This is a genomic window from Cryobacterium sp. Sr8 (genome assembly GCF_004403225.1).
GTDB lineage: Bacteria > Actinomycetota > Actinomycetes > Actinomycetales > Microbacteriaceae > Cryobacterium > Cryobacterium psychrotolerans.
On sequence record NZ_SOHO01000068.1, the window covers coordinates 49,439 to 70,675 of the forward strand.

General features: G+C 67.7%; 20 protein-coding genes, 3 tRNA genes and 1 pseudogene. 16 read left to right on the top strand and 8 right to left on the bottom strand.

From position 1 onward, the window contains the following. Nucleotides 1–51: 51 nt before the first annotated feature. Both E3T54_RS14130 and E3T54_RS17620 read left to right on the top strand, forming a co-directional pair. Nucleotides 52–885 (top strand): inositol monophosphatase family protein, encoded by an 834-nt coding sequence (locus E3T54_RS14130; protein WP_134476249.1) that lies wholly within the window; start codon nt 52–54, stop codon nt 883–885. A 299-nt stretch (nt 886–1,184) separates the two neighbouring features. Further along, on the top strand, nt 1,185–2,441 hold the full coding sequence (locus E3T54_RS17620) for a M23 family metallopeptidase (protein ID WP_134476250.1): 1,257 nt from the start codon (nt 1,185–1,187) through the stop codon (nt 2,439–2,441). A 152-nt stretch (nt 2,442–2,593) separates the two neighbouring features. Here E3T54_RS17620 and E3T54_RS14140 read toward each other — a convergent pair whose 3' ends face one another. Then, nucleotides 2,594–4,258, bottom strand: a complete 1,665-nt coding sequence (locus E3T54_RS14140; protein ID WP_134476251.1) for a glycoside hydrolase family 13 protein — start codon at nt 4,256–4,258, stop codon at nt 2,594–2,596. Between the two features lie 174 nt (nt 4,259–4,432). Between E3T54_RS14140 and E3T54_RS14145 the strand changes: the two genes are divergently transcribed. The 6 genes from E3T54_RS14145 (at nt 4,433) to E3T54_RS14170 (ending at nt 9,447) form a co-directional block, all read left to right on the top strand. Beyond that, the gene (locus E3T54_RS14145) at nt 4,433–5,662 is read left to right on the top strand and encodes a maltose ABC transporter substrate-binding protein (protein WP_134476252.1); all 1,230 of its coding nucleotides are present in this window, start codon (nt 4,433–4,435) and stop codon (nt 5,660–5,662) included. A gap of 87 nt (nt 5,663–5,749) precedes the next feature. Next, on the top strand, nt 5,750–7,366 hold the full coding sequence (locus E3T54_RS14150) for an ABC transporter permease subunit (protein WP_134476253.1): 1,617 nt from the start codon (nt 5,750–5,752) through the stop codon (nt 7,364–7,366). Next, nucleotides 7,366–8,280: a sugar ABC transporter permease gene (locus E3T54_RS14155; protein WP_092323384.1), complete on the top strand. Its 915-nt coding sequence runs from the start codon at nt 7,366–7,368 to the stop codon at nt 8,278–8,280. The genes E3T54_RS14150 and E3T54_RS14155 overlap by 1 nt, the downstream gene beginning before the upstream one ends. A gap of 121 nt (nt 8,281–8,401) precedes the next feature. Then, nucleotides 8,402–8,473: transfer RNA gene (locus E3T54_RS14160), tRNA-Thr, on the top strand. Between the two features lie 34 nt (nt 8,474–8,507). Continuing rightward, nucleotides 8,508–8,584: transfer RNA gene (locus E3T54_RS14165), tRNA-Met, on the top strand. A 431-nt stretch (nt 8,585–9,015) separates the two neighbouring features. Next, nucleotides 9,016–9,447 (top strand): SRPBCC family protein, encoded by a 432-nt coding sequence (locus E3T54_RS14170; protein ID WP_134476254.1) that lies wholly within the window; start codon nt 9,016–9,018, stop codon nt 9,445–9,447. Nucleotides 9,448–9,462: 15 nt separating this feature from the next. On the opposite strand, the gene E3T54_RS14175 is transcribed toward E3T54_RS14170, so the two are convergent. The 3 genes from E3T54_RS14175 to E3T54_RS14185 form a co-directional block, all read right to left on the bottom strand. Then, entirely contained in the window at nt 9,463–10,233 is a 771-nt protein-coding gene (locus E3T54_RS14175) for an SGNH/GDSL hydrolase family protein (RefSeq protein WP_092323387.1), read from the bottom strand. Next, nucleotides 10,226–10,798, bottom strand: a complete 573-nt coding sequence (locus E3T54_RS14180) for a HEAT repeat domain-containing protein (protein ID WP_092323388.1) — start codon at nt 10,796–10,798, stop codon at nt 10,226–10,228. Before E3T54_RS14180 ends, E3T54_RS14175 begins: the two co-directional genes overlap by 8 nt. 64 nt (nt 10,799–10,862) lie before the next feature. Next, entirely contained in the window at nt 10,863–11,321 is a 459-nt protein-coding gene (locus tag E3T54_RS14185; RefSeq protein ID WP_166804930.1) for a GNAT family N-acetyltransferase, read from the bottom strand. Nucleotides 11,322–11,388: 67 nt separating this feature from the next. Between E3T54_RS14185 and E3T54_RS14190 the strand changes: the two genes are divergently transcribed. Genes E3T54_RS14190 through E3T54_RS14200 form a run of 3 tightly spaced genes read left to right on the top strand, consistent with a single transcriptional unit; the run spans nt 11,389 to nt 13,420 of the window. Next, nucleotides 11,389–11,835 carry a MaoC family dehydratase N-terminal domain-containing protein gene (locus E3T54_RS14190; protein WP_092323392.1) on the top strand — a complete coding sequence of 149 codons (447 nt, stop codon included), beginning with the start codon at nt 11,389–11,391 and terminating at the stop codon, nt 11,833–11,835. After that, nucleotides 11,832–12,260: a MaoC family dehydratase gene (locus tag E3T54_RS14195; RefSeq protein ID WP_092323393.1), complete on the top strand. Its 429-nt coding sequence runs from the start codon at nt 11,832–11,834 to the stop codon at nt 12,258–12,260. Before E3T54_RS14190 ends, E3T54_RS14195 begins: the two co-directional genes overlap by 4 nt. 11 nt (nt 12,261–12,271) lie before the next feature. Beyond that, complete coding sequence (locus tag E3T54_RS14200) at nt 12,272–13,420, top strand: UDP-N-acetylmuramate dehydrogenase (RefSeq protein ID WP_134476273.1); 1,149 nt, start codon at nt 12,272–12,274, stop codon at nt 13,418–13,420. A gap of 84 nt (nt 13,421–13,504) precedes the next feature. On the opposite strand, the gene E3T54_RS14205 is transcribed toward E3T54_RS14200, so the two are convergent. From E3T54_RS14205 to E3T54_RS14215, 3 genes and pseudogenes are all read right to left on the bottom strand, one after another. Continuing rightward, nucleotides 13,505–14,362 carry an ABC transporter permease gene (locus tag E3T54_RS14205; RefSeq protein WP_134476255.1) on the bottom strand — a complete coding sequence of 286 codons (858 nt, stop codon included), beginning with the start codon at nt 14,360–14,362 and terminating at the stop codon, nt 13,505–13,507. Further along, a pseudogene (locus E3T54_RS14210) lies at nt 14,359–15,259 on the bottom strand (ABC transporter ATP-binding protein). The gene E3T54_RS14205 and the pseudogene E3T54_RS14210 overlap by 4 nt, the downstream one beginning before the upstream one ends. A gap of 132 nt (nt 15,260–15,391) precedes the next feature. Beyond that, nucleotides 15,392–16,594: a pyridoxal phosphate-dependent aminotransferase gene (locus E3T54_RS14215; protein ID WP_166804931.1), complete on the bottom strand. Its 1,203-nt coding sequence runs from the start codon at nt 16,592–16,594 to the stop codon at nt 15,392–15,394. 174 nt (nt 16,595–16,768) lie between these two features. Here E3T54_RS14215 and E3T54_RS14220 point away from each other — a divergent pair. The 5 genes from E3T54_RS14220 to rplA all read left to right on the top strand — a co-directional run bounded on the left by E3T54_RS14220 (nt 16,769) and on the right by rplA (nt 19,513). Continuing rightward, nucleotides 16,769–16,841: transfer RNA gene (locus E3T54_RS14220), tRNA-Trp, on the top strand. Between the two features lie 42 nt (nt 16,842–16,883). Then, nucleotides 16,884–17,159 carry a preprotein translocase subunit SecE gene (secE, locus tag E3T54_RS14225; RefSeq protein WP_134476256.1) on the top strand — a complete coding sequence of 92 codons (276 nt, stop codon included), beginning with the start codon at nt 16,884–16,886 and terminating at the stop codon, nt 17,157–17,159. A 95-nt stretch (nt 17,160–17,254) separates the two neighbouring features. Then, complete coding sequence (gene nusG, locus E3T54_RS14230; protein WP_134476257.1) at nt 17,255–18,223, top strand: transcription termination/antitermination protein NusG; 969 nt, start codon at nt 17,255–17,257, stop codon at nt 18,221–18,223. A 76-nt stretch (nt 18,224–18,299) separates the two neighbouring features. Beyond that, nucleotides 18,300–18,731: a 50S ribosomal protein L11 gene (gene rplK, locus E3T54_RS14235; RefSeq protein WP_092323402.1), complete on the top strand. Its 432-nt coding sequence runs from the start codon at nt 18,300–18,302 to the stop codon at nt 18,729–18,731. A 92-nt stretch (nt 18,732–18,823) separates the two neighbouring features. Continuing rightward, entirely contained in the window at nt 18,824–19,513 is a 690-nt protein-coding gene (gene rplA, locus E3T54_RS14240) for a 50S ribosomal protein L1 (protein ID WP_092323404.1), read from the top strand. A gap of 137 nt (nt 19,514–19,650) precedes the next feature. On the opposite strand, the gene E3T54_RS14245 is transcribed toward rplA, so the two are convergent. Further along, on the bottom strand, nt 19,651–21,156 hold the full coding sequence (locus E3T54_RS14245) for an APC family permease (RefSeq protein WP_134476258.1): 1,506 nt from the start codon (nt 21,154–21,156) through the stop codon (nt 19,651–19,653). Nucleotides 21,157–21,237 lie beyond the last annotated feature (81 nt).

Below are 21,237 nucleotides of genomic sequence, written 5' to 3' on the forward strand. Positions count from 1 at the left end.
TCCGTGCTTCACCCGGACCTGGCTTCTCCCGGACCGGGCTAGTTTGGTGCCATGACCGCGACCGTGCCAGCCGGACTGCTCACCCTCGCCCGCGAGACCGCGCTCGCCGCAGCGGGCCTGGCCCGCCGCCGACGGGACGAGGGTGTCTCCGTGGCCGCCACGAAGTCGTCGGCCGAGGACATCGTCACCCCCGCCGACCGGGAAACCGAGGCGCTCATCCGAGGGCTCCTCGCGGAGGCCCGGCCGAACGACGGATTCTACGGCGAGGAGTCCGAGGCCACCGCCGGCAGCTCCGGACTCACCTGGGTCGTCGACCCGATCGACGGCACGGTCAATTACCTCTACGGCATCCCCGCCTACGCCGTCAGCATCGCCGTCGTCGAGGGCGACCCTGACCCCGCCACCTGGACCGCCCTCGCCGGCGCGGTCGTCAACCCGGCCACCGGCGAGGCGTTCACGGCACTGGCCGGCGCGGGCGCCTACCTGGCGGACCGAAGGCTGCAGGCCAACACCGGAGTGCCGCTCGCGCTGGCCCTGCTGGGCACGGGCTTCTCCTACAGTGCCTCTCGGCGGGTGGACGAGGCGACGATCGTTCGCGCGCTCATCGGCCGGGTGCGGGACATCCGTCGCATGGGGTCTGCCGCCCTCGACCTGTGCGGGGTGGCGGCGGGTCGACTCGATCTCTATTACGAGCGCGGACTCAACCCCTGGGACCACGCGGCGGGCGCGCTGATCGCCCGGGAGGCCGGCGCCAGGGTCGGCGGGCTCGGGGGCGATCCCGAGGGCCGCGGGCTCCTCATCGCCGGCGCGCCCGACGTCTACGACGCCTTCGAGCCGCTTCTCGCCGAGATCTTTGCGGGCCGCCCGGCCGAGGCGGACGACTGAACCGGATCCCGCGTTCGGCGGGGTCTCAGACCGCGGAATGACGCGGATCCCGAGGGGCTTGCGGGTGTCCGGAAGGTGAACGGACGGGGGCGTCGCCACCCCCGTTTTCGGGTGCCATCCGGGCGGGTCGACTGGAATTGCGGGCCCTCGAGGACTAGCCTTGACCCAATTGTTATTTTGGCGCTGGCCAAGATGAGCTCCACGCCACCTGACCGCCGCTCCGAAAGTCCTGCCCTTTGTCACGTCACTCTTCAGCCCCGGACGCCTGTGTGCCCGGTGCGGGTGACCCCGCTGGGACTGTGCAGCCGCTCACTCGCCGCGAGCTTCGCGAACAGCGCGAACGCGATCTCCTCGCCAGTGCACCCCTCGCCCCCGCCGCGCCCGCAGCGGCAGCTCTCGAGCCCGCACCGATGCCGGCGCCCGCTCCGCTCGCCTTGGCCGATGCGCACGATGACGCGCCGCCCGCTCCGCTCACTGCGGTCGCCGATTTCCTGATCAGCGCCGAGCTCAGCGAACCCGACCTCGTCCCGGCCGTCCTGACCGAATCCGACCGTGCCGTCGCGGCACCGCCGGTGGGCGACCTGGTCTCGGCGTTCGAACTGCTGCTGGCGGAGGTCCCCACCACCACGTCGACGGCGATTCCGCTGCCCAGCCGCGCCCAGATGCGCGCGCAGGAGCAGGAGGCCCGTTCGGCCAGGTCCCGCCGCAAGGAATTCTCCGGACGTCGGGCTGCCGCGCCCGCTGTTCCCCTTGCGCCGCCCGCCGAGCCGGCCCCGGCCCCCGCGTCCTTTTCGCCGACGGTCCGCGCCGCGACCCCGCCCGTCCGGCCCGCCGGCGACCGGGCACGCACGATGGCCGCGAAGAGCCTCACCGTGGCCGCGATGGCCTTCGTTGCCCTGATGGCGGTCTCCACCTCCCTGCCGGCCGAAGCGCTGCTGTCCTCGGCCGACGTGCAGGCCGCCGCCTTCGACGCGCAGCGATCGACGAACGGCGAACCGGCCCAGATGCTGGCTCGCGCCAGCGGGACGGACACCATCACGGTCAACCGCGACGGCTACAAGGCACAGACCATCGCCGAGGTTGCTGCGGCCAGCGGCATCCGGATGGAAGCGACCTTCACCAACAACCCGAACGGCACCATCCAGTGGCCCTTCGCCGTTGGCGTGCACATCGGCTCGAAGTTCGGCTTCCGCGACTGCGCCGGCTGCTCGAGCAACCACCGCGGCCAGGACTTCAACCCCGGTATCGGCGCGCCCATCCAGTCGATCGCCGACGGGGTCGTGAGCCAGGCCATCGACGGCGAGGGAAGCCTCGGCGTGCACATGGTCATCGACCACATGATCGACGGCGAACTGGTCTCCAGCGTCTACGCGCACATGATCCACGGCTCGATGCTCTTCAAGGTCGGTGACGTGGTCAAGGTCGGCCAGGTGGTCGGCAAGACCGGCGACACGGGCATGTCGACCGGCCCGCACCTGCACTTCGAGATTCGACGCGGCGGCCTGAACGGCACCCACGTCGACCCGCTCGAGTGGCTCTACGCCAACACGAACTAGGTTCGCGCGCCAGCGCGTCCAGCGCCCTGCGCCCAGCGCGCACCCTCACTCCACCACGGACTTCTCCGACTGAGTCGCGGAGAAAGTACCTTCGTTGGCGAAGTGAAGGTACTTTGTCCGCAACTCAACGTGGACGGGCGCCCGGGGGCGACCTACGCGCGGAGCCAGGCGGTGGTGTCGCCCGGAAGGGTGCGCCCGGTCAGGGTGTCGCTGGAGAGCAGGACCTCACCGCCGGGGAGTTGCACGGGAGACGCCCCGGTGTTCGCGAGGACCAGCACGTCGCCGTTCCGGAACGCGACGACCGCGTCCCCGAAGCCGTCCAGCCACTCCACCCCGCCCAGGGCAAGCGACTGCTCCCGGCGCAACCGCAGGGCGAGCTTGTAGAGCTCGAGCGTCGAACCGGGCACGCCCTCCTGCAGGTCGCGCGCGAGGTGCGCCCACTCGGCCGGCTGGGGCAGCCAGCTGGCCTCCGACGGGCCGAACCCGTAGGACGGCGCCTCCGCCTGCCAGGGGATGGGCACGCGGCAGCCGTCGCGGCCGTAGCGCTCCCCGCCGGTGCGGAACCAGGTCGGATCTTCGCGGGCGTGGTCGGGCAGGTCGACCACCTCGGGCAGGCCCAGCTCCTCGCCCTGGTAGAGGTAGCTTGAGCCGGGGAGGGCCAGCATGAGCGCGGTGGCGGCGCGGGCGCGGCGCAGGCCGACGGCCGGGTCGGGCAGTCCGACCGTGTTCGGACCGATGCCATGGCCCTGCAGGTTGTCTCCGGACAGCGCCAGCCGGGTCGCGTGGCGCACAACGTCGTGGTTGGACAGGACCCAGGTGCTCGGCGCCCCGACCGCCCCGAAGGCAGAGAGGGACTCGTCGATGACCCGGCGGAGCGCCGGTGCCTGCCACGGCGTCTCGAGATAGGCGAAGTTGAAGGCCTGGTGCATCTCATCCGGGCGCACCCACTCGGCGACCCGGGCGAGCGGGTCGACCCAGGCCTCGGCCGCGAGGATCCGTTCGCCGGGGTACTCGTCGAGGATGATGCGCCAGTCCCGGTAGATGTCGTGCACGCCGTCCTGGGCCCAGTACGGCGGCGAGTCCGCAGGCTCCGAGCTGATGCCGGGCTCGAGGCCGCCGCCGCCCATGCTTCCGCCGACGGCCGGCTTGGTGTAGTCCGGGAGGCCGGCGGCCTTGATCATGCCGTGCGCGACGTCGACGCGGAATCCGTCGACTCCGCGATCAAGCCAGAAGCGCAGGACGTCGCGGAACTGCTCGCGCACCCAGGGATTGTCCCAGTCGAAGTCGGGCTGGGTGCTGTCGAAGAGATGCAGGTACCATTGGCCGGGCGTGCCGTCGGGGTCGGTGACGCGTGTCCAGGCGTTGCCGCCGAAGACGGACTCCCAGTTATTCGGCGGAAGCTCACCGGCCGCGCCCTGGCCGTTGCGGAAGATGTAGTGCGCGCGCTCCTCGCTGCCGGCCCCGGCGGCGAGGGCCGCCTGGAACCATGGGTGATCGCTCGAGGAATGGTTGGGCACGAGGTCGACGATGACCCGGATGCCGAGCGAGTGGGCGGTGCGCTGCAGGATGTCGAAGTCCCCGAGGGTGCCGAAGAGCGGGTCGACGTCGCAGTAGTCGGCGACGTCGTAGCCGGCATCGCGTTGCGGGGAGGTGTACATCGGCGACAGCCAGATGGCGTCGATCCCGAGTTCCTGCAAATCGGGGAGGCGGCCGGTGATGCCGGCGAGGTCTCCCATGCCGTCGCCGTTCGCGTCAGCGAACGAGCGCGGATAGATCTGGTAAATAACGGCGGTTCTCCACCACTCTGAGCCTGTCATGAGGAAGACTTTACGGCATCCGGACCATCATGGAAGCGTTTGCATAGAGGTGAATTCCGGTCAAAATAACGAACTGGTACCGATTGCATTTTGTTGAGTTGTCAATCCCTCAATGACGGGCTATACATGTAATCGCTTGCATTTTTGTCAGCGTTCCTCTAGAAAGGCACACCAATGATGGTGAACAAGAACGGCCTGCTCGCTGCCGGTGCAGTAGCAATCGTCGCAACACTGGCTTTGGCCGGATGCTCCGCGGGCACCGAGAAGGCGGACCCCGCCAAGAACTCCGGCTCCCTGACCGTCTGGGTCGACGCCGAGCGCATCGACGCACTGAAGGATGCCGCTGCGTCGTACACCGACGAGACCGGCGTCAAGGTCAAGCTCGTCTCCAAGGACAACGCAAAGCTGAAGGATGACTTCATCCAGCAGGTTCCGTCCGGCAAGGGGCCCGACGTCACCATGGGCGCCCACGACTGGCTCGGTGAGCTCGTGACCAACGGCGTCGTCGCCCCGATCGAACTCGGCGACAAGGCAGACGGCTTCCTCGACGTCGCGGTGAACGCCTCCACGTACGAGGGCAAGACCTACATGCTCCCCTACGCCATCGAGAACCTGGCGCTGCTGCGTAACGCCGACCTCGTCAAGACCGCACCCACCTCGTACGACGACATGATCGCCAAGGGCACGGCTTCCGGCGTCAAGTACCCGTTCGTCGTGGAGCAGGGTGCCGACGGCAACCCGTACCACCTGTACCCGTTCCAGACCTCGTTCGGCGCACCGGTGTTCGGCACCGACGCCGACGGTGGCTACGACTCGACCAAGCTGGAGCTCGGCAACGCGGGCGGCGTGGAATTCGCGACCTGGCTCGGCAGCCAGGGCAAGAAGGGCACCGGCGTCTTCAACACCGAGATCACCGGTGACATCGCCAAGGATGCCTTCACCACCGGAAAGGCAGCTTTCTGGCTGACCGGACCGTGGAACGTCGGAGCAGCGAAGGAGGCGGGCATCAACCTCGCCGTCGACACCATCGCGCCGCCGTCCAAGGACGCGGCCCAGCCGTTTGCCGGCGTCAAGGGCTTCTTCGTCAGCGAGCAGAGCAAGAACAAGGTTGCCGCGAACGACTTCCTGGTCAACTACCTCGGCACCGAGGCAGTCCAGACCGAGCTCTTCAAGTCCGGCAACATCCTCCCCGCGCTCTCGGCTTCGGCCGAGGCCGCATCGGCCGACCCGATCATCGCCGGCTTCGCGGCCGTCGGTGCCGAGGCCGTCCCGATGCCGGCCATCCCGGCAATGGGCCAGGTCTGGCAGTTCTGGGGAATCGCGCAGGCGGCCGTCATCAACGGCGCCGACCCCGCGGCCACCTGGACGAAGCTGTCGGCTGACGTCACGAAGGCGATCGGCTAACACCCCCCTCATTCCCCGGGCGGATGCGTACGCGCATCCGCCCGGGGATTCGTTATTGGCAGGTTGAAGGCTAGGGATACCAGGCACATGAGCATCATCACCGACGAAGACGTCGCCAACGAAGAGAAGCCGACCAGGCGCCAGCGACAGGCCGCACGGATAGCCGAGGCGGCCTCGGCCGGCCTCAAGGCCATCCTGGTCAAGATCATCCTGCTCGGCCTCGTCGATGCCATCGCCCTGTATGCGCTCTTCGTGCTCTTCGCCAAGGGCCAGTGGATCGTGTTCGGCCTCGTGCTCGCCGTCACCCTCATCGTCAACTGGATCTACTTCTCGCCGGGCAAACTGCCCGCCAAATACCTCACCCCCGGTGTCATCTTCCTGGTGATCTTCCAGATCTTCGCCGTCGGCTACACCGCCTACATCGGCTTCACGAACTACAGCACCGGTCACAACAGCGACAAGGACCAGGCCGTCTCGGCGCTGATGAGCTCCGCGCTGGAGCGAGTGCCGGACTCGCCCACCTACGCGGTGACCGTGGTCGACCGGGTCGGCACGCTCAGCCTGCTCGTCACCGACCCCGACGGCGACGTGAGCATCGGCAGCAACGACGAGCCGCTGCAGCGGGTCAGTGACGCGACCGTCGAAGGCGGCAAGGCCGTCGCCGCCGCCGGATACACATCCCTGAGCTTCCAGGACGTCGTCGCGCGCACCGATGAGATCACGAAGATGGCGGTCCCGTACTCCGAGGACCCCAACGACGGAAGCCTGCGCACGCCCGACGGCCGCAACGCCTACCTGTACCTGTCGACCCTCGTCTACGACGAGCAGGCCGGAACTATGACGAACACCGGGACGGGCGTGGTCTACTCCGACACGGGCGAGGGCGCCTTCACCTCACCCGACGGTGAGGAGATGCTCCCGGGCTGGCGGATCAATGTCGGCTTCGACAACTTCGTGCGCGCCTTCACCGACGAGGGAATCCGTGGCCCGCTGGTCTCGGTGACCATCTGGACGTTCTTCTTCGCCGGCATCTCCGTGGCGTCCACGTTCCTGCTCGGGCTCTTCCTCGCGATCGTCTTCAACGACCTCCGGATGAAGGGGCGCAAGTTCTACCGCGTCGCGATGATCCTGCCGTACGCGTTCCCCGCGTTCCTCTCCGCGCTCGTCTGGGCCGGAATGCTCAGCGAGAGCTTCGGATTCATCAACCAGGTGCTGCTCGGCGGCGCGCAGATACCCTGGCTCACCAACGAGTGGCTGGCCAAGTTCAGCATCCTCCTGGTCAACCTGTGGCTCGGCTTCCCGTACATGTTCCTCGTCTGTACCGGTGCCCTGCAGTCGATCCCGGAGGAGTTGCAGGAGGCAGCGACAGTCGACGGGGCCAGCCCGTGGGCCGTCTTCCGCCTGATCAAGCTGCCTCTGCTCCTCGTCTCGGTGGCACCGCTGCTGATCGCGTCCTTTGCGTTCAACTTCAACAACTTCAACCTGATCTACATGCTCACCGGGGGCGGGCCGCGCGATGCGGAAGCCAGCGTGAACGTGGGTGCCACGGACATCCTGATTTCGATGGTCTACAAGGTGGCGTTCACCGGGCAGACCCGGGATTACGGCCTGGCGAGTGCGTTCTCGATCATCATCTTCATCCTCGTTGCTGTCATCTCGATCATCAGCTTCAGGAAGACAAAGGCGCTGGAGGATCTCAACTAATGAAAACGACAACCCGCACGACCGCGGAGGCCACCGGCTTCGTCCCGGTCAAGCGCCCGTTCACCCTCAAGCGCTGGTTCGCGTCGACCGGCTGGCGGCATGTGGTCGGCCTGGTCATGGTCGTGTTCTCGACGTTCCCGCTGCTCTACGTGTTGTCGGCGTCCCTGAACCCGCACGGCACGCTCACCGGCTCCAACGCGCTCTTCTCGAAAATCGGCTTCGACGCCTACGTGCGCATCCTGAACACGCCGGAGGCTCCATACGCAGCCTGGTTCGGGAACACCCTGATGATCGCGGGAATCACGGCGCTCGGCAGCGTCTTTCTCGGCGCTCTCGCCGCCTACTCCTTTTCGCGGATGCGCTTCACCGGGCGCCGGACCGGCCTGCTGACCATCGTGCTCGTGCAGATGTTCCCGCAACTGCTCGGGGTTGTGGCGATCTTCCTGCTGATGAGCACGATCGGGGACATCTTCCCGGCGATCGGGCTGAACTCCCAGATCGGCCTGATCATGGTGTACCTGGGTGGCGCGCTGGGCGTGAACACCTTCCTGATGTACGGATTCTTCAACACGATTCCGGCATCCATCGACGAGGCCGCCAAGATCGACGGCGCGAGCCACGCGCGCATCTTCTTCACGATCATCCTGCGCCTGGTCGCCCCGATCCTGGCCGTCGTCTCCCTGTTGTCGTTCATCAGCACCACGAACGACTTCGTGCTCGCCAGCGTGCTGCTCGTCGACCCGGAGAAGCAGACCCTCGCCGTGGGGCTCTACCGCCTCGTCTCCAACCCGAACTACGCCGACTGGAGTGCCTTCTCGGCCGGCGCGGTGCTCGCGGCGCTGCCCGTCATGGCGCTGTTCCTGTACCTCCAGAAGTACATCGTCGGGGGGTTGACGGCCGGTTCGGTGAAGTAGGCCGGCGCCGGAGTTTTCTCCGTCCGCCCGGAAACGGCCGAGCGGTCACAGGGCGGCCGGATGGGTGATAATCTTTTACGGTTGCCAAAAACGCGGCAGGCTTCCGAACGTGGGAAGCTGTGCCCCCTTAGCTCATTGGTAGAGCACTTCCTTGGTAAGGAAGAGGTAGTGGGTCCGATTCCCACAGGGGGCTCAGGCTTGAAGGCTGGAAGCAGCCGACAGGTCGTGGCGGGGTAGCTCAGTTGGTTAGAGCACACGGCTCATAATCGTGGTGTCGCGGGTTCAATTCCCGCTCCCGCTACCACAGTCCCGAGGTTCGAACATCTCGGGACTTTTTCCTTGCTGTCGCCGGTCGCGCGAGGCGCGCGGCACGAGGCGCGCGGCTGAACCCGGAGCTCGCCTGGCTCGGGCCGGGATAAAGGGGGCAGGTCACCCCGACGATGTCCTACCCCCGAGAGGTGTGCTTCTCTTCCGGCCGCATGGGGAACCCTCTCATTAGGGTCTAAGGGCCGGAATTCGGGGAGCACCCCTATCTGCAGGAACACTACCAAGGCCCGAGAATCCGGTCCAGGGGGTGGACTTTTGCGCCTGCGTGGCGCATAGTCGCTGCGTCGGGGGTACGGTCGCGCGCGGGTGCCGTGGTTGCTCCCATCGGGCGCCGGGTCGCCGGCGGATCCGGATCCCCGGTGCGGCCAGGCCGCGAGGGCCGGCGCGAAGACAATTCTGGAGGATGAAATGGCGCGAGTTACCGAAAAAATCGACCTTGACGTTCCCGTTGAGCGGGCCTACGCGCGGTGGACCCGTCTCGAGTCGCTTCCCGAGTTCCTCGATTTCGTCGACTCGGTCACGAAGATCGACGACACCCGCTCGCACTGGAAGGTGAGCATCCGCGGGGTGGAGCGCGAATTCGACGCCGTCATGGAACAACGGCCCAATGAGAGCATCGCCTGGACCAGTGTCGGCGGGGATGAGACGCACGCCGGGATGGTGTCCTTCGATGCGTTGTCCGACGCGTCGTGCCGGGTCACGGTGAGGCTCGACTGGGTGGCCGAGGGGCTGCTCGAGAAGACCGGCGCGATCTTCGGCGTCGACGACCACGTCGTCAAGAAGGACCTGCGCAAGTTCAAGGAAATGATGGAGGGGCGCGCCGGCGGCGCGACCGACTAGCGCTCGCGCCGCCGGTCAGCCGAGATCGACCGGTTCCAGGACCGGCCGCTTCGGCGGACGCCCGTCGCCGGACGAGCGTCCGGTGAGCCGGCGTCCGATCCACGGCAACACGAACTCACGGTAGTAGGCGGCGGTGCCCTGCACCCGCTCGTCCGCCGGGGCCTCTGCGGAGGCATCCGTGCCCCAGCCCCCCGGGACCGCCAGGTCGAGCGCCTCGAGCACGCGAGAGGCGATTCGGGTGTGTCCGCGCGAATTCAGGTGCAGCTTGTCGGCCGACCAGAAGCGGCGTTCCTCGAGTTCCGGGTCGGCCCAGTTGTCGACGAGTGTGACGCCGGGCCGGGTGAACGCCACCCTGCAGGCATCCGCGAGCAGGTCGCCGCGGCGCTGGATGAGCGCGCCCATCGGCAGGTGCCGGGACGGGTTCGCCCCGCTGAGCATCACCACGTGCGCGCCCTGGGCGATCGCGCGGTCGACCACGACGGCGAGCAGGTCGACGATGTAGGGGATCTCGACCCGCGGACGCATCAGGTCGTTGCCCCCGCCGCAGATGCTCACCAGGTCGGGGGCCTGGGCCAGGGCCGGCTCCAGCTGGCCCGCCACGATGGGGCCGAGCAGCTTGCCCCGGATGGCGAGGTTCGCGTAGGCGACCGGCGTGGAGGACGCCTCGGCGAGCCCGAGCGCGACAAGGTCGGCCCAGCCGCGCACCTGGCCGCCCGGCAGCTCGTCGCCGACGCCTTCGGTGAAGCTGTCGCCGATGGCGACGTAGCGCTCGAAGGGGCTACTCACCGGTGGGCGTCTGCTCCGTGGGGAGTTTCAGCCGGGACGTGAGTTCGTCGCGGGCCTGCTGCGCCGCCCGGCGGACGTCCTTGTCGGGGTCGCGGAGCCGCGCGGTGATGGCCTCGAGGTGTTCGGCCGTGCCCTGGGCTGCGAGTGTGTGGAGGGCGGCGGCGCGGACGCGCGGCACCTCGTCGGTGGTCATCCGCACGAGCTTGGGGGCGACCTGGAGGCCGCGGAGCAGGATCACCCTCGCGCACATTTCGCGCACGCGCCAGGCCTGGTTGGTGAGGCCGACGACGACATACGGGGCGGCGGCGTCGCTCCACACGTACAGGAGTGCGCGGGCTCCCCACAGCTCAGGCCAGTACAGGGCAGGGGCACCGTCGAGGATGCCGAGCGCGTGTTTCCCGCCGGCGTACAGAAGGAAATCCTTGCCGGCGTTCTTGCCGCGGAGGAGGGCGATCGAGTTGTCGATCACTGTCTGCTCACCGTAGTGAGCGACGGCGGCGTGAATGCGTTCGGCGGTGGGGAGGTCGAACGGCACGTCGGGGTGGGGGACTAGTTTGTTATGCATCGCGATGCCAACGCTACCGCCAGAGGGTGCCGCAGGCCAACGCCGGGTGCCGGCGGCCCGTGGATCAGGCTTCGTCGCCGGCGAGCGAACGCTCGAACCCGGTCGCGTTTTCGTACTGCCCGTAGTTGCCGATCTCCCGGTAGCCGAGCCGGCGGTAGAGGGCAAGCGCCTCCGGCTGGGCGGGGCCGGTCTCCAGCCGCACGGCCCGGTAGCCGAGTTCCCGGGCCACCGACTCGAGCTCGGCGAGCACGACGCTGGCGAGGCCCTGGCGGCGATGGTCGGGGCTGGTCCACATGCGTTTGACCTCGCAGGTGCCCGCGTCCAGCCGTCGGATGCCGCCGCCGGCGACCGTGCGCCCCTCATGGAGCAGCACGACGAAGCATCCCGTCGGAGCGTCGAACGCCTCGGCCGGGGCGTCGAGCACGGAGTCCCCGTCGCCGTAGCGGGCGTCGTACTCCCGGCGCAGGTCGGTCAGCAGAGGGTCGACCTTCGGGTCGGTCAGGCGAACGCGCACGAATTCCACGTTCACTACTCTGCCCGATTCCCGGCCCGCCGGGAGCCGCTTCGCCTCGCGCAACTACACTCGAGATGTGTCTGTGAACCCCGAACTGCAGGGCCGGGTCTTCCCGCCCGCGCCGCCCTACCTCGTCGGGCGTGAGAAGGTGCGCGAGTTCTCCCGCGCCGTCTTCGCGACCAACCCGATCAACCACGACCCGGAGGCCGCGCGCGCGGCCGGCTACGCCGATGTCGTCGCCCCGCCCACGTTCGCCGTGGTCGTCCAGGAGGCGACGCTGGCACAGCTGCTCTCGGAGCCCGGGGCGGGAATCGACTTCAGCCGGGTCGTGCACGGCGACCAGCGCTTCAGCTTCAGCCGCCCGATCGTCGCCGGCGACGAGCTCACCGCGACCCTGACCGTCGCGAGCGTGAAGAGCCTCGGCGGTCATTCGATGGTCACAGCGGAGTCCAACGTTCTGGACGCCACCGGCGCCCACGTCGTCACGGCGACATCCACCCTCGTTGTCAGGGGAGACGAATGAGCACCACACCCGCCCTCGAGTCCCTGAGCGTCGGCGACGTCGTCGCCGGCGGCAGCTTTGCGCTGACCCGCGATTCCCTCGTGCGCTACGCCGGGGCATCCGGCGACTTCAACCCCATCCACTACCGGGATGACGTCGCCGTCTCCGTCGGCCTGCCCGGCGTACTCGCGCACGGCATGCTGACCATGGGATTCGCCGTGCAGCCGGTCGTCGACTGGGTCGGCGACCCCGCGCGCATCGTCGACTACCAGGTGCGTTTCACCCGCCCGGTGCTGGTGGACCCGGTTGACGGCGCAGTCGTCACCGTCGTCGCCAGGGTCGGCGTCATCGACGCGGAAGCCCGGGTCGCCCGCATCGACCTGACCGTCACGTTCAACGACCAGACCGTCCTCGGCAAGGCGCAGGCGCGCGTCAGCCTCGCCTGAGCCCCATGCCGATGACCGATCCCGTTCCCCTGTCCCAGCTGACCACCCTGCGCGTCGGCGGTGTTCCAGCCCGCATGGTCGCGCCGGCCACGGAGCAGGAGCTCGTCGATGCGGCCCTGGCGGCCTGGTCCTCCGACGACGACTGGATGCTCCTGGGCGGCGGCTCGAACACCGTCGCCGGCGATGAGGGCTTCGGCGGGACCGTGATCCGCGTGATCACCCGGGGCATCGAGGTCAGCTCGTCCGCGCCGGACCGGGACCGGGTGCGCCTGCGTGTGCAGGCCGGCGAACCGTGGGACAGCGTCGTCGCGCAGGCCGTGGCGCGCGGGTGGGCGGGCATCGAGGCGCTCTCCGGGATTCCCGGTTCCTCCGGCGCGGCCCCGGTGCAGAACATCGGCGCCTACGGCCAGGAGCTCGGCTCCAGCCTGGTCGCCATCGACTTCCTCGACTACGAGACGGGCGCACGCCGCCGGATGGAGGCGGGTGAGCTCGAGTTGGGCTACCGCACGTCCGTGCTCAAGCAGGGGCTGCGGGGCGTCGTGCTCGCGATCGAACTGGACCTGCAGGACACGAGCGCCGAGGCATCCGTGCTGGGCAGCGCGCTCAGCGCCCCGGTCGCCTACGGGCAACTTGCCGGGGCGCTCGGCGTGCAGCTCGGGGACCGCGTCCCCCTGTCCACGCTGCGCGACACGGTGCTCGCCCTGCGCGCGTCGAAGGGGATGGTGCTCGACGCGAGCGACCACGACACGTGGAGCGCGGGGTCGTTCTTCACGAATCCGATCGTGACCGAGACGTTCGGGCGGACCCTGCCGGGGGATGCCCCGCGCTGGCCGATCGGGCCCCTGGACGAGATGCCCGACCGGGTCATTCCGCTCTCCGACTACGCCGGTGTCGGGCCGATCCCCGGAGCGGGGGGCACGGTGCGTCTGGTGAAGCTCAGCGCGGCCTGGCTGATCGAGCACGCGGGGATCTCCCGCGGGTTCCGGCTGCCCGGCTCGCGCGCTGCGATGTCGAGCAAGCACACGCTCGCCCTTACGAACACCGGCGCTGCGACCGCCGACGAAATCGCACAACTCGCCCGCTACGTGCAGGGCCGCGTGCAGGCCGAGTTCGGTGTCATCCTGCAGCCGGAACCCGTGCTCGTGGGCGTGCACCTGTAACCGGTCGAATTGCCGCGTGAGGGGTCGCATATCGACCTTCATCGGCCTCGGGAAGGTCGATATGCGACCCCTCAGGGCGCGCGGTCAGCTGTCGCGGCGGATCCAGCGGAAGGTGAGCCGACTGAGTACGAGCCCGACGACGAGCCAGACGGCCAGGTTGAGCGCGACCAGCGGGAGGTCGAATGAGTCGGGCGGTTCGAGGGAGGCGAAGCCCTCCGGCAGGAACACGGCGCGCATGCCCTGCGCCATCCATTTCAGGGGGAACAGGCTGGCGACGTTCTGCATCCATTCGGGCAGAGCGTAGAACTGCAGGTAAACGCCCGAGATGAACTGCAGGATCAGCACGATCGGGATGACCACGGCCGTCGCGCTCTTACCGGAACGGGGCAGCGACGAGAGGGCGATACCGAGGAAGGCGCTGGTGATGACGCCGAACAGGAACACCCACGCGAAGGTCAGCCACGTCTCCGGCTCGCTCGGCAACTCGATGTCCAGCAGGAAGCGGGCGACGAGCAGCAGCAGGCCGGCCTGGAGGATGCCGGTGACGAGGACCTGCCCGATCTTGCCCATGAAATAGCTCAGCGGGGACAGTGGGGTGCCGCCGAGGCGCTTGAGCGTGCCGTCGGATTTCTCCCCGGCAATGTCGACGGCCAGGTTCTGCACGCCGGAGAGCAGCATCCCGGCGGCGAGCATGCCGGGCAGGTAGTACGCGCCGACGCTGATGCCCCCGCTGCCGTCCGGCGCCGTTCCGATGTTGCCGGCCGCGCCGAAGGCCGCCGTGAAGATGCCGAGCATGATGAACGGGAACAGGAACGTGAAGAACACGCTGTCCGGCGAGCGGAAATAGACCCGCGTTTCGTACCCCACCCGGGAGGCGCCGAGCCGCAGGATGCGCCCCAGGCCGCCGCGAGGTGCGGAGGTGGCTGTGCTGCTCGCGCTCATGCGCGGACCTCCGTTTCGCGGTTGTTCTCGGTCTCCGGACGCGCGCCGCGGACCAGGCCCAGGTACACGTCTTCCAGGCTCGGCCGGATGACCTCCAGGTCGCCCGGTTCCCGGCCCAGCGCCGCGACGAGCTCCGCGACGACCCGGGCGGGTTCCTGGCTGCGCGCCTGGCGGAGGGCGCCGGTCTCGTCCCGCCAGCGCACGAGCGGCACGCGTGCCTCGGCGCCGCCGATCTCGTCGATGGCGCCGATGTCGATGAGCCGGCCCGGTTGATCACCCCGGCTCGGTCGCCCAGCCGGGGGCGGCCTCGTCGAGGTAGTGGGTGGTGAGCAGGATGGTGGTTCCCTCGTCCTTGAGCCGGCGCACGAGGTCCCAGAACTGGTGGCGCGCCTCGGGGTCGAAACCCGTGGTCGGTTCGTCCAGGAAGAGCAGCTCCGGCCGTCCGACGATCCCGAGCGCGACATCCACCCGGCGCCGCTGCCCGCCGGAGAGCTTGCCGATGCGGGTCTTCGCCTTCGATTGGAGGCCCACGGCCTCGATGACCTCGCCGACGGGGCGTGGGTTCGGATAGAAGCCGGCGAAGTGCGTGAGCTGTTCGGTCACGGTCACGGTGACGTTGCCGCTCTCCGTGGCGGATTGCAGGACGATGCCCAGGCGTGCCTTCCAGCCGAGCCCCGCGCGGCGCGGGTCGACGCCGAGCACGCTCACCTCGCCCGAGGTGCGGTCGCGATAGCCCTCGAGGATCTCGATCGTCGTGCTCTTCCCCGCGCCGTTGGGGCCGAGCAGGGCGAACGTCTCCCCGGGGTGGATGTCGAAGCTGATCCCGCTGACGGCGTCGACACTGCCGTAGGACTTGCGCAGGTCGCGAACCCGCACGACGGGGGCGGAGGATGTCATGCGCCCAGAATCCCACAGAATCCCGGTTCGCCGCCGTGAGGGGTCGCAAATCGACCTTCATCGGCCCCGGGAAGGTCGATATGCGACCCCTCAGGGGCTTGGGAGGGGCTTGGGGCCTAGGGAGGGGCGGGGTCAGGCGAAGAGGCGCTGGAGGCGCTGGATGCCCTCGACCAGGGGCGCGTCGCCGAGGGCGTAGGAGAGGCGCAGGTAGCCGCTCGGGCCGAAGGCCTCGCCGGGAACGACGGCGACCTCGGCCTGGTCGAGGATGAGGTCGGCCAGTTCCAGCGAGGTGGTGACGGTCACCCCGCCCCAGGTGCGCCCGAGCAGGCCGGACACGTCGGGGTAGACGTAGAAGGCGCCCTGCGGCGTCGGCGTGAGCATGCCGGGGATCTTGTTCAGCTCGGCCACGATGATCTTGCGCCGACGGTCGAAGGCGTCGCGCATCGCGAGCGCGGCATCCTGAGGCCCGTTCAGGGCGGCGATGGCCGCCCGCTGGGAGATGTTCGAGACGTTGGACGACAGGTGCGACTGGAGGTTGGCCGCGGCCTTGATCGCATCGGCGGGTCCGACCATCCAGCCCAGGCGCCAGCCGGTCATGGCGTACGTCTTGGCGACGCCGTTGACCAGGATGGTGCGGTCTGCCAGCGCCGGAACGGCCTCGACGATCGAGACGGCGCGCACGCCGTCGTAGGTGAGGTTCTGGTAGATCTCGTCCGAGATGACCCAGAGCCCGTGTTCCTCGGCCCACTCGCCGATGGCCCTGGTCTGTTCGGGGGAGTAGACGGCCCCGGTGGGGTTGGATGGCGACACGAACAGCAGCACCTTCGTGCGGGGCGTGCGGGCGGCCTCGAGCTGCTCGACGGTGACGAGGTAGCCCTGGTCGCTGCCGGCGAAGACGTCCACCTGCACGCCGCCGGCCAACCGGATCGACTCGGGGTAGGTGGTCCAGTACGGCGTCGGCACGAGCACCTCGTCGCCCGGGTCGAGCAGCGTCGCGAAGGCCTGGTAGACCGCCTGCTTGCCGCCGTTGGTCACGACGACCTGGCCGGGCGATACCTCCAGGCCGCTGTCGCGGAGAGTCTTGGCGGCGATGGCCTCCCGGAGTTCGGGCAGGCCGGCCGCGGGCGTGTAGCGGTAGTTCTTCGGGTCCCGCACCGCGGCCAGCGCGGCCTCGACGATGTGCTCCGGGGTCGGGAAATCCGGCTCGCCGGCCGCGTAGCTGATGACGGGACGACCGGCCGCCTGGAGCGCTTTGGCCTTGCCGTCGACCTTGAGGGTTGCCGACTCCGCAATGGAGCCGACCCGGGTGGAGATTCGCTTGAGTTCGTGGGCCACGATACGAGCATAGGGGGGAGGTCCGGTCCGGCACAGACCCGGCTCGGCTTTACAGCGGTGCCGGAGTGACCTAGACTTGATCGAGGTAGTTGAAATCTGCCATGCTTTTTTGCGCCCATTTTGTCGTCTGACGACGGGGAAGGCGCGCGACAGGGTGGTGGGGATTTCATTCCTAGGGTGGTGGCTCAATTGGTAGAGCAGCGGTCTCCAAAACCGCAGGTTGCAGGTTCGAGTCCTGTCCGCCCTGCAAGTCGGTGGTATTTCCGTCGGCCCATGAAAGGTGTGACAGGTGGCCCGAACAGTTATCGACGAACCCAGTGAGGAAATCGTTGCCAACGCGAGAATCGCCCGCGAATCCAAGCGCGGACCGTTCGCTCGGCTGACCCTGTTCATCAAGCAGGTTCTGGCTGAACTCCGCAAGGTTGTCACGCCGACCCGCAAGGAGCTCCTGAGTTACACGGGCGTCGTGCTGGTTTTCGTGGTCATCATGATGGCCCTGGTTTCGGGTCTCGACTGGGTGTTCGCGCTCGTCGTGACGTATGTGTTCGGAACGCCGTCAGGCTAGAGCGCATGACGGCCGGCGCATCCCGCGTGATTTTCATGGCAACTCTGAATCGGCACCGTATTCGTGCCGGTTCGATAGATAAGGACTGAGATTTAGTGACTGAGACGAAACACGGCGACGTCGACTGGGCCACCGCCGCAGAGCAGTCCTCTGACGAGGATGAGGCGCAGGAAGGCAACATCCTCGCCGAAGAAGAAGGCGCCGTAGAGCCTGCCGAGCACGCAGCCCTGCACATCATCGACCCCAACGCCAACGTCGAAGACAACCTCGACGCCGCGCTGGACGCCCTGGCCGAGGCCACCGATCCCGAAGCTGACGAGGTCGTCAATGACGCCCTCGACATCGACTCCGCCGACGAAGCCGAGGCTGCCGCAGAGGCCGTCGAGGACGAGGTCGACGTCGACACCGAAGCCGCCGACGAGGCAGCAGCCGAGGAGACCCCGGAGGACCCGTACGACGAGTTCCGTAAGGAACTGCGTTTCCAGCCGGGCAAGTGGTACGTTATTCACTCCTACGCCGGCTTCGAGCGCCGCGTGAAGTCGAACATCGAGAACCGCAAGCAGTCGCTGGCCATGGAAGATTACATCTACCAGGTCGAGGTTCCGATGGAAGACGTCGTCGAGATCAAGAACGGCCAGCGCAAGATGGTCACCCGCGTGCGCATCCCCGGCTACGTTCTTGTTCGCATGGACCTCAACGAGGACAGCTGGTCCGTTGTGCGCCACACCCCCGGAGTCACAGGCTTCGTCGGCAACTCGCACAACCCCACCCCGCTCCGCTTCGAAGAGGCTTTCGGCATGCTGAAGAGCCTCGTCGAGATCACCGAGGCTCCGAGCATCAAGACCGGCGGCGGACAGGGCGGCAAGGCCGCGTCCCGCGTGCTGCCCGCCGAGATCGACTTCGAGATCGGCGAGACCATCACCATCAAGGAAGGCTCGTTCGCGGGCCTGCCCGGTTCCATCAACGAGATCAAGCCGGAGAGCGGCAAGCTCATCGTGCTGGTGTCCTTGTTCGAACGTGAGACCCCGGTCGAGCTCAGCTTCGACCAGGTCACCAAGCTTTAAGTCCACCGGGGCCCGTCCGGGCCCTCGGGAGAGCATGCCCTCGTGGCTGCTCGAACATCAATAAGAAGGAAGAACAATGGCACCGAAGAAGAAGGTTACCGGTCTGATCAAGCTTCAGATCAAGGCCGGCGCCGCGAACCCAGCACCGCCCATCGGGCCGGCGCTTGGCCAGCACGGCGTTAACATCATGGAGTTCTGCAAGGCGTACAACGCCCAGACGGAAGCCCAGCGCGGAAACGTCATCCCGGTTGAGATCACCGTGTACGACGACCGCTCATTCACGTTCATCCTGAAGACCCCGCCGGCGGCGGAGCTCATCAAGAAGGCAGCCGGCGTTGCCAAGGGCAGTGGCACCCCGCACACCGTCAAGGTTGCGAAGCTCACCCAGGCGCAGGTTCGCGAGATCGCCACGACGAAGATGGTTGACCTCAACGCCAACGACCTCGACGCGGCATCGAAGATCATTGCCGGAACCGCCCGTTCCATGGGCATCACGGTCGAGGCGTAACCCTCACCACCCGGCATCCCGCCACCCAGCAGTACGTGGAAGAGCCAGCCAGGCTCGCACCACACTCTCAAATTTTTGTACAGGAGATTCAAATGGCACAGAAGTCAAAGGCCTATCGGGCCGCGGCCGAGAAGATCGAAGCCGACAAGTTCTACACCCCCACCGAAGCCGTCACCCTCGCGAAGGAGACCGGCTCCGCCAAGTTCAACTCCACGGTTGAGGTTGCCCTCAAGCTCGGTGTCGACCCGCGCAAGGCAGACCAGATGGTGCGCGGCACCGTCATCCTGCCGCACGGTACCGGTAAGACCGCCCGCGTCATCGTGTTCGCAACCGGCCCGGCCGCCGAGGCGGCTATCGCTGCAGGCGCCGACGAGGTTGGTGGAGACGAGCTCATCGAGAAGGTGGCCGCCGGCTACACCTCGTTCGACTCCGCCGTCTCGACCCCGGAGCTCATGGGTAAGGTCGGTCGTCTCGGTAAGGTCCTCGGCCCGCGCGGCCTCATGCCGAACCCGAAGACCGGCACCGTGACGCCCAACGTCGCGAAGGCAGTCTCCGACATCAAGGGCGGAAAGATCGAGTTCCGCGTCGACAAGCACTCCAACGTGCACTTCGTCGTGGGCAAGGCATCCTTCACCGCCGAGCAGCTGAACGAGAACATCGGCGCAGCCCTCGAAGAGATCGTGCGCCTCAAGCCGAGCTCCTCGAAGGGCCGCTACATCACGAAGGGCGCCGTTTCGACCACGTTCGGCCCCGGCATCCCGCTCGACGTGAACAGCATCTAAGCTTCACGCTCTGTGAGGAAAGGCCCGCTTCGGCGGGCCTTTTCTTTTTCCCCGGCCCGCGCGGGGCGAACGACACGAAGGCGAACGCCAAGAGGGGCCCGTCCTCCGACGGGCCCCTCTTGCGTGCATGGACGTTTCTACTGCGTGTCGGGGTGCTCCCGGATCTGCCTGGCCATTTCGATCGCATCGCCTTCCGGAGCGTGCGAGGCGCTGTGCGGCTTGGCGATGAACAGGTAGAGCAGCCCGCTGCCCATCACGACGCCCAGGCCGATTAACACGATCCAGTCGTCGAGGAAGACTCCGGACGTGCCGGGCCGTCCCAGCAGGTAGATCGCGAAGAGCCCGTAGGCGAGGGCGGCCACGTTGACGAGCAAGCCTGCGGCGCCCAGGTTGAACGGTCCGGCCGGCTTCCAGCCCTTGATCCGCTGGCGAAGTGCGGCCAGCACCACGGCCTGGAACGCGACGTAGATGCCGATCACCGCGAAGGCCGTGATCCGCATCAGCAGGGTGCTGCCGCCCACGTAGATCAGCACGCAGAGCAGCAGCGGAATTGTGCAGGCCACGATCAGGGCGTTGACCGGAACCGCGCGGCGCGGGGAGACCTGCGCCAGCCAGGTGTGCCCCGGGATCATGCCGTCCCTGGCGAAGGAGAACAGCAGCCGGCTGGCCGCCGCCTGCAGGCTGAGCACGCAGGAGAGGAATGCGGTGAGCGCGACCACGAGGAAGAGCTTGGCTCCCACGGTTCCGAGCGACGACTCGAGGATCAGGGGGATCGGATCGGCATCCTCACCGTTCACGATGGCCTGCAGGTCGGGTGCGGCCAGCACGTATCCGCCGAACGAGAACAGCGCGGAGACGCCTCCGACGAGGATCGTCATGATCATGGCGGTGGGGATGCGCCGGGCCGGGTTCTCGACTTCCTCCGCGACGTCGCCGCAGGCCTCGAATCCGTAGAACAGGAAGAGGCCGGCGAGGGCTGCGCCGAGGAAGGCGGCACCGTAGCTGCCGTCGCCTTCGACACCCATGGTGTCGAAGAAGACGCTGAACTCCTGCTTGCGCTGGAAGATCAGCAGGTAGAGGCCCAGGCCGACGACTCCGATGAGCTCGGCGGCCAGCCCGATCCGGGCGACTCTCGCGAGCATCTTTGTGCCGGAGAAGTTGATCCCGAACGCCACGAGGAGGAACAGCGCGGCGAGGCCGAGGGTCACCTCGTTGGTGACCGGAAGGTTGATCAGGCTCGCGAGGAAGCCGGTGCCGTATTCCGCGACGGCCGTGATCGTCACCAGCATCGCCCAGATATACACCCATGCGGCCATCCAGGCGTAGCGCTTGCCCCATAGCCTCCGCGTCCAGGGGTAGATGCCCCCGGCGATCGGATACTGCGACACGACCTCGCCAAAGATGAGCGCGACCAGGAGCTGGCCGGCTCCGACGATGACGAGCCAGAAGATCGAGGGCGGGCCCCCCGTGCTCAATGCGAGGGCGAACAGGGAGTAGACGCCGACGAGCGGCGACAGGTAGGTGAAGCCGAGGGCGAAGTTACCCCACCAGGACATGGAGCGGATGAACGAGTCGTCGTAGCCGAGGACCCTGAGGTGCTCCGCGTCGCCAAGACTCTTCTTCGTGGGTTGATCAACTGACATGATGACCTCTTTCGGATCAAGTCGGAGGCTCGCGCGTCCGCCCACCTGGCCGCACACCTCATTGTGTGTGCTCAACCTACT